Annotated in this window: 8 protein-coding genes and 1 pseudogene; 2 read left to right on the top strand and 7 right to left on the bottom strand. The window is 44.4% G+C overall.

Annotated features, from left to right (window positions below; genetic code table 11):
- Positions 1-55: 55 nt before the first annotated feature.
- A complete protein-coding gene (locus ACAN56_RS18630; RefSeq protein WP_038589782.1) occupies positions 56-1402 on the bottom strand; it encodes an extracellular solute-binding protein in 1347 nt (448 codons plus the stop codon).
- A 261-nt stretch (positions 1403-1663) separates the two neighbouring features.
- Here ACAN56_RS18630 and ACAN56_RS18625 point away from each other — a divergent pair, with 261 nt between their 5' ends.
- Positions 1664-2695 (top strand): substrate-binding domain-containing protein, encoded by a 1032-nt coding sequence (locus ACAN56_RS18625; RefSeq protein WP_379144861.1) that lies wholly within the window; start codon positions 1664-1666, stop codon positions 2693-2695.
- 146 nt (positions 2696-2841) lie between these two features.
- Positions 2842-3171: pseudogene (locus tag ACAN56_RS18620) on the top strand (helix-turn-helix domain-containing protein); the annotation flags it as partial.
- Positions 3172-3486: 315 nt separating this feature from the next.
- Here the strand turns inward: ACAN56_RS18620 and ACAN56_RS18615 are convergent.
- From ACAN56_RS18615 to ACAN56_RS18590, 6 genes are all read right to left on the bottom strand, one after another.
- The gene (locus tag ACAN56_RS18615; protein WP_379144858.1) at positions 3487-7200 is read right to left on the bottom strand and encodes a glycosyl hydrolase 53 family protein; all 3714 of its coding nucleotides are present in this window, start codon (positions 7198-7200) and stop codon (positions 3487-3489) included.
- 218 nt (positions 7201-7418) lie between these two features.
- Positions 7419-9005, bottom strand: a complete 1587-nt coding sequence (locus ACAN56_RS18610; protein ID WP_038589773.1) for an extracellular solute-binding protein — start codon at positions 9003-9005, stop codon at positions 7419-7421.
- Between the two features lie 66 nt (positions 9006-9071).
- Positions 9072-9998 (bottom strand): carbohydrate ABC transporter permease, encoded by a 927-nt coding sequence (locus ACAN56_RS18605; protein WP_379144854.1) that lies wholly within the window; start codon positions 9996-9998, stop codon positions 9072-9074.
- A gap of 17 nt (positions 9999-10015) precedes the next feature.
- The gene (locus tag ACAN56_RS18600; protein ID WP_038589770.1) at positions 10016-10942 is read right to left on the bottom strand and encodes an ABC transporter permease; all 927 of its coding nucleotides are present in this window, start codon (positions 10940-10942) and stop codon (positions 10016-10018) included.
- A 185-nt stretch (positions 10943-11127) separates the two neighbouring features.
- Complete coding sequence (locus tag ACAN56_RS18595; RefSeq protein ID WP_379144851.1) at positions 11128-12687, bottom strand: response regulator; 1560 nt, start codon at positions 12685-12687, stop codon at positions 11128-11130.
- 48 nt (positions 12688-12735) lie between these two features.
- Complete coding sequence (locus tag ACAN56_RS18590; RefSeq protein WP_379144849.1) at positions 12736-14472, bottom strand: sensor histidine kinase; 1737 nt, start codon at positions 14470-14472, stop codon at positions 12736-12738.
- Positions 14473-14490 lie beyond the last annotated feature (18 nt).

Below are 14490 nucleotides of genomic sequence, written 5' to 3'. Positions count from 1 at the left end.
ATACGTTCCCCTATCCATATTCATCTAACCTCAACTAGATATAAAAAGTCGCCTATTATTGAGCTACTTTTGCACGTGCCTTCACCCATGCATCGTTCAAATCCTTCATAATTTCATCATAGGATTCGTTTGTATTACCAATTGCCGCTTCGATAATACGTTTCTTGAATTCAGGCTGTCTGAGGCCGACTTCACCCTCTTTGTCGATCTTGTCGACCAGACCTTCTTGCCCCTCCTTGGCAGGACTCGGCAATTCAAACTTAATGTCAGTGCCTTCAAATTGCTTTAAAGAGGCGGGAAGCTCCGCGCCGACAACTGGACTCATACCGCCGACTTGTTCGGTCGGGTAACCGGATTCTTTAATGAACCAATCGAGCCATGCTCTAGCCGCTTCTTTATTTTTACTGTGTTTGCTAATTGCAAGATTATAGTCGCCAGCCAAAGGCAAAATTACTTCAGATGCGTTTGTAGGGAACGGCATGTAGGCAATATCATCAGGATTTTCAGCTAACCCTTGAACTTGAACGATTGCCCACGAACCAAGCACCATAGCACCGATTTTTCCATTAGCCATGTCATTCTTGGAAGCTTCCCAGTTCGTTGTTGTTGGGTCAGCTTCGATCAAGCCTTCTTTGGCAGCGTCATACATTACTTTGTACAAATCATAATGTGGTTTACCCGGAACAAAGTTTTCATCCGTATTTGGCTGCTCCACATTTACATAATCCACACTGCCTGCAACCGTCGTAAGTCCACCCTCCCACTGAGTCAAAGGCCAGGAATCAGCATAGTTGGTGTACAAAGGAACAACCGAGTTGTCTTTTGCTTTAATCGCTTTCAATGCATTCAAGAACTCATCCGGTGTTTTAGGGGTAGTAGTCACGCCTGCATTTTCAAACACTTTCTTGTTATACAAAATACCTGTGAAGTTAACCGCAGTGGGAATACCGTATACCTTTCCTCCTACCGTTCTTTCCTCAATACCGATGTATTCCTTGCTCAGATCGGAATAATCGCCAAGCGGTTCAAAAAAGTCTGCAGCATCTTTAATCGGAATACTTGTCGGGAACAGCAAAACGTCACCATAGTCATCGGAGTTCATACGAACTGAGATTTGTCCTTCAAAGTCGGACAAGGCCTGAAATTTCACCTTCACATCAGGATAAATCTTGTTGAATTCAGCAGCGTATTCTTTGAACACTGTATCCACAATATCTGTTCTTTGGGTGATTACAGTGATCTCACCAGAGGGCTTTCCGGTTTGTTCTGTTGCTTCTCCATTGCTTCCGGTATTAGCACCCGTATTCGTGCTGGACGTATTCTTGTTTGAAGTACAACCTGCCATCATTGTTCCTACGAGCATTAACGCCATAAATCCAAAAAACATCTTGTTCTTTCTCATTCCTTAACCCCTCTCAATCTAAAAATTAGGTTATCGATAAACTACAAACAGATTCTATATTGAATACGTTTTCTAGTCAATAATTATTTGCATTAAACTTTTATTTTGTTTATAATTATCTTAATTAATTACTTAATAATTACTTTGAATAACTGTATTTAATTAGTCTTTTTATTTGGATGGGATAAATGTATACTTAAATATGATCAATTTTTCAAAACTGATTTTTGATAAAGTAAATCAGGATGGTGAATAAGGCAAATGCGAGGCAACATTACAATGAAAGATATCGCTGATAAAGTAGGAGTCAGTAGCGTAACGGTATCTAAAGCTCTTAGCAATAAAGAAGGAGTTAGTGAAAACTTAAAGATTAAAATCAAAAAGGTTGCCAGTGAAATGGGCTATCGATTTAATTCCGCAGCAAAGTCAATTAAAGATGGGCTATCATATAATATAGGCGTTATGATTCCTTACCGGTTCACTGGAGTTAACGACTCCTTCTATCTTCGTATGTACCAGCAAATTGCAATTCATTTAGACCATTACGGATATTTTGGTATATTAAATATTCTAAGCAATGAGGATGAAGAGCAACTAAACTTTCCTCGAATTTATAGCGAGAAGAAAGTCGATGGCATCATCATTCTCGGACAGTTTGACAAAAAATATATTGAAACTGTTAAAAAAATGGAACTCCCTAAGATATTTCTGGATTTCTACGATGAGCATGCTGATATCGATTCAATCATTTCGGACAATTTTTATGGAGCCTATGAAATTACAAACTATTTGGTACAATGCGGTCACCGGGAAATCGCTTATGTCGGCAATATTCATTCGACCAGCAGCATACAAGACCGTTATCTGGGATACTATAAATCCTTGCTTGAGCATGGGTTAGCTTATGATGAGCGATTGTTGCTAAATGACCGTGATGAACGTGGAAAATTTATTGATATTCAGCTCCCTGAGAAGATGCCCTCCGCATTTGTCTGCAACTGTGACCAGGTTGCCTATAATTTGTGCGAAAGACTGACCAGTATGGGGTACAGTATTCCTCAGGATTTCTCTGTGGTTGGATTTGATAACGATATTTATGCAACGTTTGCCAATCCACAGCTTACTACGGTAGAGGTTGATATTCAGGAAATGGCCCTTACAGCAGTAAAATCAATTATAGATAAAGTAGCCAACCCAAATCGCCGCAACGGACGTATTCTTGTTCAAGGTAAAATCATATATCGAGACTCTGTGCGAGTAACTAACCCTCCTGTTAATTCACCTCCAAAATAAACGCGCGTTAATACAAAACGCTTAAGGCAGATTGCTCTTTCTGCCTTAAGCGTTTCACGTTCCACCCTCTAAAAAAATATCCTAACGATAACAATTTCGATCATGATTTTTATTTAACTGCACTCAAATATGCCTTAGCAAAATCGGCCAACATCAGTGTTGCAGAATGCAGTAGATGCTTCCGCAAGATTGTCCATACAACACCCTACCGCTACCTTATTGATTATGGTATCAATCGGAGTTTAGATCTATTGAACACAACAAGCTTGTCTGTTACTGATGTTTCAAGTTTTGTTGGTTTCAATCATGTTAATCATTTTATACAATCCTACCTCACGAATACTAAAATAAACAAATTCGGAATGGATACTGATCCTAATATCATTGCCGATGCCGGCTACAATATGTTAATCAAACGAGATCAGATTGAAGAAACCTTCTCAGTAGAGGCTGTTTCAGCACCTGAAAATGGCTAATAACACAAGCAAAAAAATGTGAGGATTAAAAAATACACAGAAATAAAATCGGCGACCACTCCAGCTCTTATAAGAACCGCAGTTGATTTAATAATTCCCCCAACTTACATTCGAGCAAGACCATGTACAGAGCTGAAAACCGATTTAGAATGCTCTGCCGTTCTGCTGACTTCTTTTGAGCTTCTATTAAATCCTCATCCACAGTTTCAGTTTTAAAAATGATTTTATTGGGTTCAGTCACTGGAACCCAACCACGACTATCTATTCGTAAAAAAGCAGAGTTTTGTACCGCTATTAGAAATTCAATTCATATCGTTATTTAAAAGAATTGTATACTATCTGTGCAATTTGCGCTCGGTTAGCAGAGGCCTTAGGATTTAACTCATTACCATTTCCTGTGATCCATCCCGCCTCCACTAATAACTTCATCGCATCTTTTGCATAGCCGGCTACAGCAGCTGTATCAACAAAACTTTCATAGCCCTTAACATTTTTACCTGTAGGCAGCTCATCCAGCTGCTTCAGAATGTTGTACAGAATAACAGACATATCTTGTCGGCTTATCGTTGCTTCCGGCATAAATTTATTGCCGTCCACACCAGAAATGAACCCTAATTTACGTGCAGTGCCCAAGTACCCGGTATAGTACTTATTCCCTGCATCCAAGAAATTATCGGTTATTGCGGTATCTATCTCGATTCCGTAAGCATTCATGACCATCATCAGGAAGTCTGCCCGCGTCACATTTTTCTCAGGTGCAAATGTACTCTCTCCGACGCCATTCGCAATTCCTCTTGCCGCCAAATAGCCAACCGCATCGCTATACCAGTTCTCCAAGTTAACATCATTGAATGTCACTTCGTTATATCCCACAGCATAATTTGAGAAATGGGTTGTCTGAAAGTTCACCTTTCCTGTTGCCGCATCATAACCTCCCTTAACCGGTTTGAGGTTTCCTGCTTTGTCGATGTAATATACAACAATGGCATTCTTCTTTTCACTCGTCAATGGAGTGTAAGGCACGCTAATCTTTAACTTTCCGCCATTGAATTCTGTAATTTCAGCATTACCTGCTTTTACAGAGAAATCAAACACCGGTCTGTCCCCTATTTTGTTCTGAACATTTTCTGGCAAGTCGGATTTTGCAAGCTTCTTGATGCTTATTCTGCTATCCGCTGCTGTACTACCACCAATGGCAGCTGCTGCTTTTGGATCAAAGGTGATCACAGCAATGCCTGCATCCACTCTTAGATCAGCTTTGGCCGTGTCGACTAACGGTTTGAGAGCCTCCATCGGAATTACTAAACTTACAGACTTTTCATTTGCTGCAGCATCAATCTTGATATCGATCACTACTTTTTGTCCAGCAGCTTCAGACTCTTTGACCTTTTGGACCATGTCGGTGATCATGCTCGAATCAAGCTTGGCAGTGGCTACATTTGTTGCCATATCCTTTGTTGCCTTGACCATCACGGTATAAAACGTAGTATTGCCAGTGATAAGAGTACTAGGCTCTGTTTTTGGAGTGCTAACAGGCTCCGTTTTTGGAGTACTAATTCCCCCGGTACCGCTGCCAGAAGGATTATTGCCGGTACCTCCGCTAGTTGGGGGAACTGGCGTAACTGGGGAGTCACTGGTTTTAACCAGAACAAAATCGTCATAGGAACCCCAGTCACCAGGCTTCGCATCCAGAGAAACCCCTATTTTCAACGTTCCGTCAATGACCTTAATATTTTCTATAGCTGCTTTGTTCCATACATTCCAACCCTTATTCGCAAAGCTGGAAATTAATTGGGTCTGATCACCACTAACTGCGTATAACTGATTCTTCATTTCTTCGCCAGCACCCTGCGACCAAGCCGACAAAGTGTAGGTTCCATTCGTCAAGCCGGTAATCGTCTGAAATGCTTCAAATGTATATGCCGCTTCCTTCCAAAATCCAAGTGACTTTGCACCTTTATAAGCAGAATTCGATGCTAAAGGCGTAGAATCAGGAATGGTCCAACCTTCAGGAGTACCATCTCCATTGACATTTTCAAAGCTGGAATTCATAACAGGGTTCGGGTCCACAGTGAAATGAATGGTATACGTTCTTGTACCCTCTCCCGTTACAACAACCTTTGCGCTGCCAGGTAAAGCAGTTGCTTGTGTAATCACTGCCACTCCGCCGTCTGCTGTTGTTGCCGCAATTAAAGGTATGGTAGTCGTACCATACGGCAGAACCACATTATATTGCTGAAGGTTTGGATCAAATCCAGGAACCGTAGCATTATTCACTTTTAAATCTGCCAATCGGGTGTTATCTTTCTTGATCAGCTCAAAATCGTCAATATTCCCCCACTGCCCGCCAGAAAGTTTATAATGGGCACCTACGGTTAGCGTTCCATCCGTGACTTCAATATTATCCAGAGTAGGCTTGCTCCATTGTTTCCAGCCTGTATTGGTAAAGCTCTGAGCTTTGCTGCCGGCAAAAATCTCCGAAACTTCTTCACCACCACCGCCGGAGACCCAGGCCGATAATGAATATGTTCCATTTTCCAGCCCTGTGATGGTTTGAGAAGCCCTAAATTCAGCAGGGGTCGCACTATAGTAGTGTAATGCCAATGTACCGGAATGCACGTCAATATCGGTGCTAACCGCGCTTTCATCCCCTGAGATGCTCCACGAATTCAATCCGTCCTCAAAACCAGGGTTCTGTATCAAACTTGTACTGGGTACTACGGTAACTTCGCTTGAGGCAGTAAATCCTCCATCATAGGTAACAACTGATACGGTTGCAGTTCCAGTGGAAATTCCGGAAATAGTCCCACTATAACGGTCTACTTTGACAACTTCTGGCTTAGAACTGGTAAATATTACTCCTTTATAGGTTGCATTCGTAGGGTCGATGATTGCTGATAATTTATCCGTCCCACCAACTTCAATATTAGCCGTATGCTTATCAAGAGCCACCGATACAACCGGATTACGGTTGATTCCGGCAGCACCATCAATGAATGCATCCATAGCGAATGTCGGTGTGCCATCTATGTTCCATACGGATAAGGGATAGTCAAACATGATTCCTGTAGGTTCCCAGTAAAATATACCAGTTCCCATATGGTTTGGAACGTTATGCAGTTTATTTTGAACGGCTACAAGCATGTTATACACGCTATCGACATCCTTGGAAATGTCTCCCCCGACTTCAACGATCATAACTTCCTTCCCATACTTCTCTTCCAATTTATTCATATTTTCGCTTAATTCATTAATTGAGGATGTAAAGACTGAATCCGGATAATAGGACAAGCCTATGATATCGTAATCGCTATCTTTGAGACCGGCATCTACGAGACCGGCAAAAAAGGGATCGACACCCGTTTCAGCTCCATTTGCTCTATGGATAATAACCTTGATTCCTGGAAATACCGCTTTGGCTGCGCTTGATCCGGCTTGAATCAGTTGAACGAGGTTGGACGTATTGCTGTAACTCCCCAACGGATGCATCATTCCATTATTAATTTCATTTCCTATTTGTACCCATTCTGGTGTTACGCCTGCTTCTTTTAGAGCAGTCATCACCTCAGAAGTATATTCCGATACATGTACTTTTAATTGTTCTAAATCATCGTTAGCCCATGCTGCAGGAGTGATCTGTTTTCCAGGGTCAGCCCAAGTATCGCTGTAGTGTAAATCAATCATAACCCTAAAACCGAGAGCGCTTACACGAGAGGCTAATGCAACTACTTCTTCTGTACTGTTATGACCGTTGGAAGGGTCATCTGAGGGATCAACCCATGCCCTAATTCTTATGGAATCAATTCCATGATCCTTTAAAATCTGTAGAAGATCCTGTTCTTTCCCATTATCATTATAAAATTTATACCCTAAAGCTTCTAATTGTGGCAGCCAGCTAATATCTGCGCCTTTGGAGAATGAGTCAGGAGCAAACGAGGCTATTGCCTTTGCGGGTAAACCAAATGATGTCATAGATAGAATCATTGAAAATGTAAGAATGATTGCCAGAATTCTTTTTCTGTTTTTCATAGTACAGCCTCCATATTTTATTTTATGAAACTTGGATTTTTCCTCTCAGTTTCGTTAAGCGCTTTCAAAGATACAATAATTTTTTTGTGATAAACAGGTCGCCCTGGGGTCAACCGTTCACGTACAGGCCCTCCTTATATAGAGAAAAAGGGCTGCCCCAAAGCTCATGCTTTGAGAGCAGCCCTGAAGCCGTTACATAAAGTTCCACTCTTATTCAGCTATTTTTTTTGTGCTGCAAGGAAGGCGTCAATTTGCGATTGCATTTCAGTCTGGACCTTGTCGATGCCGGCTGATTTCAGCTGCTTGATCAGGTCTGCCTGGCCTTTTTCAATATCATCAATCAATCCGTACTCCAGCGGTATGGCGTAACGCAGCATTACGTTACCGATATTTGCCACTTCATTCTTCACTTTTGCTGTGTCGAAGACAAAGGTTTCCAGCGGGAAGTGATAAATGCTGGACTGCCAGGTGTTGAACATATCGTCAGCTTCCTTCGGATAAGCTGCATCTTGACGATTCAGCGGGGAATTCCAGCCCCAGTTCGAGAAGCCAGTGTAGTTAGCAGCTGCAGGGCCTGCAGTGAACTTTTTATCGCCCTCAGGATTATAGTGAGTTCCGGAGATACCATACATAGTCAAGTCGTGAATTTCCTTGTCATTTTGCAGCAGATCGATCAGCATCAGAGCACGTTCTGGATTCTCCGAGGTTGCATGAATTGACATGCCGTTCTGTGTTGAGATCGCGGCGATTTTCTTTTTGTCCGGAGTGAGATCGGCAATTCCCAGTTCCACATCCGGTTTGTCGCGGCGCATTTCGGAAAGGTTAGCGGCTACAGTACCCAGGTTATGGGCATAAGAAGAAATCTTCCCTGCTTTGATATCCTGCCATACATCATTTTTGTTGCTGACTACGTTTTTGGACCATGCGCCATTGTCGGCCAGATCTTTATAATATTTAAGCAATGATGTGAATTCTGGAGTATCATAAATGTTGAATATTTTACCGGAAGCATCATCCAGCTTGTAAGCCAACGGCAGAAGGTTCGCATCCACCAGGTTGAAGTTGTTATTCTGCTCCAGCAGTGTTTGGTCTAACTCATGAAACTTCCAGCCATCAGCAGGCTTAGCTCCGAAAGCGGTTATGCCTTTTTCTTCTTTAGCAACCGTTTTCAAGTAATTGGCGTAGGTTTCAGGACTGTTAATTTCTGGAAGATTGTATTTCTTGCGCAAATCCTCCCGATATAATACAACCTTGTCGGTAACCTCAACATTATTGTTCGGAACCATGTAGAGCTTGCCATCGACTTTCGCTTGCTCCCAGTTCACTTTAGGCATAGCTTCCCAGGTTTGCGGCATATACTTGGACAGCATATCATCAGTTAGCTCCATGAATCCACCTTTAAGCGCCTGATCGTTATAGAAAGCCCAGTTAGCTGTGTAAACGAGGTCAAAATCCTCATTGGCGGCAAATTTCAGCGGATACTTCTGTGTCCAGTCCGACCAGTCCAGAAATTCTGTTTCTACAGTAGCATTGATTTTCTCTTTTAATTTGGTATTCAGCTCTCCGAATACTTTGTCGTAATCGCCAGGTTGGCCGCCGACCAGTATCATTTTCAGCTTGACCTCTTTGGAAGTATCAGGAGCGCCGGAATTCGTGGCTGCTCCTTCTGTAGTGGTTGCTCCTGCATTCGTTGCTTCCGCAGCTGTATTATTGGTATTGTTACCGCCTCCGCATGCACTGAGGATGGTCCCCAGTGTCATCATCGTTGCCAGCGTAACTGTGAGTTTCTTTTTCTTGTTTGTCATGACAAGTGTTTCCCCCTAATGAAATAGTTGGTTAGATTATATTTTGATAACCGGGTTGCCCCGGGATTATCCTTTGACAGCACCAATAGTGAGACCTTGTACAAAATATTTTTGAATAAATGGATAAGCAAGCAGGATCGGTCCTGTGGCCACAATCGTCATCGCCATCTTCAAGCCTTCGGTTGGCAAATCAGTATTTACAACCGCACCCGAGGCCATCATCGCCTTACGCATGCCATCCATATTGCCCAGCATTTTGTAGAGATAGTACTGAAGTGGCATCAACTCGGACTTCGAAATATAGAGCAGCGCGTTGTACCAATCGTTCCAGTAAGCCAAGGCTATAAACAGGCCGATGGTAGCCAGTGCAGGCTTGGACAAAGGCACAATCAGCTGCATGAAGATCCGGAAGTCGCCTGCTCCGTCAATTTTGGCGGATTCCGTAATCGCATCAGGGATGCTGCTCATGAACGACTTCATGACGATAATGTAGAACACGTTCATCAGCATCGGCAGAATCAACACCATTAGCGTGTCTTTGAGATGCAGGAAGTTGATGATCAACAGATACGAAGGCACCAACCCACCACTGAACAAGGTAGTGAAGAAGAAGTAGAACGAGAAGCGGCTGCGCCATTCAAAGTCTCTTCGGGATAGCACATATGCTGTCATGGAAGTCAGAAACAATCCAAACAAGGTACCGATTAGCGTAACGGTGATCGTCACAGCGTAAGCTCTGAGCATATCAGCCGGATACTTGAACAGTACGCTGTAGGCTTCCGTGGAAAAGGTAGACGGGATAAGCTGGAAACCTTTCTCGATAATGGAGCTCTCTTCACTTAGCGAGGCCGATACCACCAGCAAGAAAGGAAAGATGCAGAATATAGCGAGTACTGTAAGCGTCAAGTATCCGATGATTGACAGTATCAGCCGGTCTGTGTTGGCACGTTTGCGTACCTTTGGTGTTTGGATCTTTGCAGTAGTTGAACTCATTGGGCTACCTCCTTTTCCTAGAATAAAGCACGATCTTTATCGTATTTGCGTACTGCGTAATTGGCGAGCATGATAGTCGCAAAGCCCAGCAGCGACTGATAGAACCCGGCCGCAGCAGACATTCCGATTTCATTGGAAGTCGTCAGGGAACGGAACACGAAGGTGTCGATAACATCGGTCGATGAGAATAGCAGGCCGTTGTTGCCGACCATGTTGTAGAACATCCCGAAATCGCCGCGGAAGATGTTGCCGATAGCCAACAGCACCAGAATGATCACCGTAGGGATCAGGTTCGGAATTGTAATCTTCATGATGCGCTGGAATATATTCGCACCATCAATTTCAGCTGCTTCATACATTTCGGTATCAATACTGGTAATTGCCGCCAGATACATGATTGTTCCGTATCCCAGCGCTTTCCAGGCTGACACAACTACAAGAATAACCGGCCAGTAGGCTGCAGTGTTGTAAATATCAACCGGCTGCATGCCTAACCCCTTAAGCAATACATTAACGGTACCAACATCGAAGTTAAACAGGTTGTAGGCAATGGCTCCAACTACTACCCAGGAAATGAAGTAAGGCAGGAACAGTATTGTTTGCGTAATCTTACGGAACCATTTGCCTGCAACCTCGAACAGCAGAATGCCCGCAAAAATCTGCAGCACATTGTTTACAACAATAAAAGCAATATTGTATAGCGCTGTGTTTCGTGTTACGCGCCAGGCGTCACCGGAACCGAAGAAAAATTTAAAGTTGTCCAGTCCGTTCCATGGACTGTTAAAGATACCATCGCTATAATTGTATTGCTTAAACGCCAGCACAATCCCCGCCATAGGCACGTATGCAAACAACAGGAAAAACAACACCGCCGGAGTCAGCATAAGAAGCAAGGTTCTATGCTTCTTTACTTTGTGCCAGAAGCCATATTGTTTCAGTTTCATCTCGAATCCCCTTTCCATCTCTCAATTTCTCTATGTATTTAGTATAAAGAAGCATTCATCTCTTGTGGATTGAGCATGTCAACAAATACTAATACTTTTCCAACGATAGTTAAAATATAAATTTTCCTAAAAATACAAAAACGTCGCCTCCGGGCCGATGATCGACCTGGGCAACGTTCTATTGGCTATACTTTATGCTTTTTACGATACTCTCCCGGCGTCATACCTGTAATCTGCTTAAACTGCCGGTTGAAATAAATAAGGTTCTTGTAGCCCATGCGCTCGGCAATCTCATATATCATAAGTGTAGGATCACTCAGCAGCTCGAATACCCGGCTGGTCTTGCGTTCTTTCACGTATTCATTGAAAGGCAGTCCGTAATCTTCCTTGAACAGATAGCCTAAATAATTCGGTGTGAAGCTGAAATGGGCGGCCACCTCTTTTAAGGTAATCTTTTTCTCCAGATTCTCCTCGACATAGTTTATAATCTCATCAATCAGCCTGCGCTTCTGGCGCTGCCGCTTCACATACAGCAGCTCTGACAGTTCGAAGAACCTCCGTCTCATCCATGATAGAATGTCGTGAATCGTCTCGAACTGAAACAGAATATCCGGCTGGTGAGATTCCCACTGCAGCAGCTCATATAGATTCTCGTTCTGCTGCTGCAAATCCGCATGAAGTTTGGAGGTAATGCGGATAATCAGCTCATAGACATCCTTCTTGCTGGCACTCGTGAACAGCTCCAGCAAATGGTCGTCGATCGCCACCAGGTCATACTGAATGATAGCCTCGAGCAGTTGTTCTACAGTTTGTTCAATGCGGACGCCTGGTGTCTCTCGCGGCGAAGGCTCCATGCTATCACGGATCAGGCGATTTTTGCCGAGTAGCCATTTCGCGCTGAGTGCAGCCTGCGCCTGCTGATAAGATTCATGCAGCCCCGCCTCTTCCTGGGCATATTGACCGACGCCGACAGTTACTGTGCATAGAGAAGACTCTGCCACCTTGCGGATAAGCTCCTCCAGCAGATTCAGGAAGCTGTCCTGCGGGAGATTGCACAGAATTACAAACCGGTGATGCGAAGCGGCAATCAGTGTACCCATCTTGGCATTCTCAACAATGGATTTAATCAATCCGGCCATTTGCCGCGTCTTCACGCGTGCATCCTCCTCGGACAAATCACGCATCTTCCATTCCAGATCATCAATCTCTACAACTGCCGCCGCTGCCCCCTTCAGCAACAACGGAATCAAGGCGCTACGCAGATGCGGCTCAGCGGGTTCAGGGGAGGTTTCATCGAACCAGCGTAAGATAAGCTCCTTGTTCACAAGCGACAGTGCTTCGCTTAAGGAACGGTTCTGCTCCCGCTCCTGTTCTATGGCTGTACACAAGGACCCCAGCATTTCGTACAGATCCTTGTCCTTAACAGGCTTCAGCAAATAGCCGGAGGCATTGATCTGAATGGCCTCCTTGGCATAGCTGAAATCCTCATGGCCGCTGATGAAGACAATTTTGATCTTGGGATGGATCAACTTAGCCCTGCGTGCAAAATCCGTTCCACTCATAATGGGCATACGTATATCGGACAGGATGATATCTACCCTTAGTTGCTCCATGATCTTAAGCGCATTGAATCCGCTATTCGCTATCCCCACTACTGCAATATCGAGCGAGCTTGCCAGCACTCTGCGCCGCAACCACTCCAAATCGACAGCTTCATCATCTACCAGTAATACATTGATACTCATCGAAATTATTTCCTCCTGTGCTTGTACAAGATGCAACCTCGTAATTCATCAGCGGAACTGCTCATCAATCTCCTCGCTGTCCTGAAGCCCGGCGGGAAGCAGAAGCTGAACCGTTGTGCCTGCCCCGTAAATGCTTGCAATGGTCACGCCGTACATGTCCCCGTATCTGAGCTTAATCCGCTCATGCACATTTTTAACTCCATAACCACCGGAATGGTTTGGCCCTTGCATCATTTTCCTGATATCATCAGGCCGCATGCCGATGCCATTGTCAATAACCTTAAGCTCAATACTGCCGCCGACTTTCCGGCCCGTCAGACGAATAGCGATCGACTCACCAAACCAGGCATGCTTGAAGATATTCTCCACAAAAGGCTGCAGCACCAGCTTAATTACCTGCATATGCATAATCTCCTCGTCCACATCGACATACAGAGTGAATGCATCCGCATATTTAACCCGCTGGATTTCCAGGTATGTCTCCACCTGCTCCAGCTCCTTCTCCAGTTCAATGTACACATTGCCCTGGTTCAGCGTCAGCCGGTAGAAACGCGACAGTCCCTCGACCATCTCCGTGACCTTGGCGATTTCGCCCAGATTAGCCAGGCTGCTTATGGTCGAAAGCGTATTATAGAGGAAATGCGGATTAATCTGTGCCTGCAGGGCTTCCAGCTCGGCCTGCTTCTTCTGGATCCCCTGCACATAGACGCTGTTAATGAGCCCCTGAATATTGGCGGCCATGTCATTGAATGAATCCGCAATCTGCACAAATTCATCATTACCAGAGAAGCGAATCCGTTTCTGGAAATTCCCCTCCTGGAAGGAACGCACCAAGCCTACGATCCGGCTCATCTTGCGTCCGGAAATACGAGCCACCACATATCCGATCAAGGTCATGACGAGGAAGCTGAGCGTACAGACTGCAATAATCACCTTACGCAGCCGGCCAGCATCCTGGGTTAGATACTTTTGCGGAACCATGGCTTCAATTACGAAATCACTGCCCGGGATCTGCGCATGCAAACTTAGAAAGTTCTCACGTCCATCGTCATAAATGGCTGTTCCTCGCTGGAACAGAATGGACCCGGTGGTCTCTTCCACCAGCCGCAGAGTAATCCCCTCTTCTACGGGGAACGTATCGAAGCCGCCGAACAGATCCTCCAGGGAAACGGTAACACGCACAAACCCGATCACCGTTTTGTTATCACTGAAGCTGACCAGCCTGCGGACATGAGAGAGATTGTCCAGCTTCTGGTCCGTATCAATCTGCAGCCATATATTATCCCGCATCGAATCCTTAAGAGACCGGTACCACTCACTGCCGGTGATATCCTGGATGGGCAGAATATAATAGTCGCTATCATAGATCGGCTCATCCAGGTTATCCCCTGATATAATATTCAGATCACTGTTCGGTGTATAGAGCATGAAGCGGATCTTGTTTCCGAATAGCTGCAAGGGGGCGGTTATCTGGGGAATAATATCATCGATCATCGTCAGATAAATCTCAAACGGCGTCCCCTTCTGCTCAAGCGCACGCTGCAACTGCTGGCTTCCGAACAAGTTGTCCGACATCCTTTGTATCTCATCCATTTGATAGCGGATATTATTCCTGGCCTGCTCCAAACCCGTCCTGATGTTGGACTCTGCCATCTCTGTCCTTGAATCGGTCAGCATCGAATAAGAGATGTAACCGATGAATACATCGGTCAAGAGAACTAGCAGCAAGTAAGGGATCATCATTTTGTAAGTAAAAGGCATATATTTCTTCAGCTTAGGCATCATTCGCGAGACATCCTCTGT

The organism is Paenibacillus paludis (assembly GCF_042610515.1).
GTDB lineage: Bacteria > Bacillota > Bacilli > Paenibacillales > Paenibacillaceae > Paenibacillus_AQ.
The sequence above is the reverse complement of the archived record's forward strand: the minus strand, read 5'-3'. Positions and strand labels throughout refer to the sequence as shown.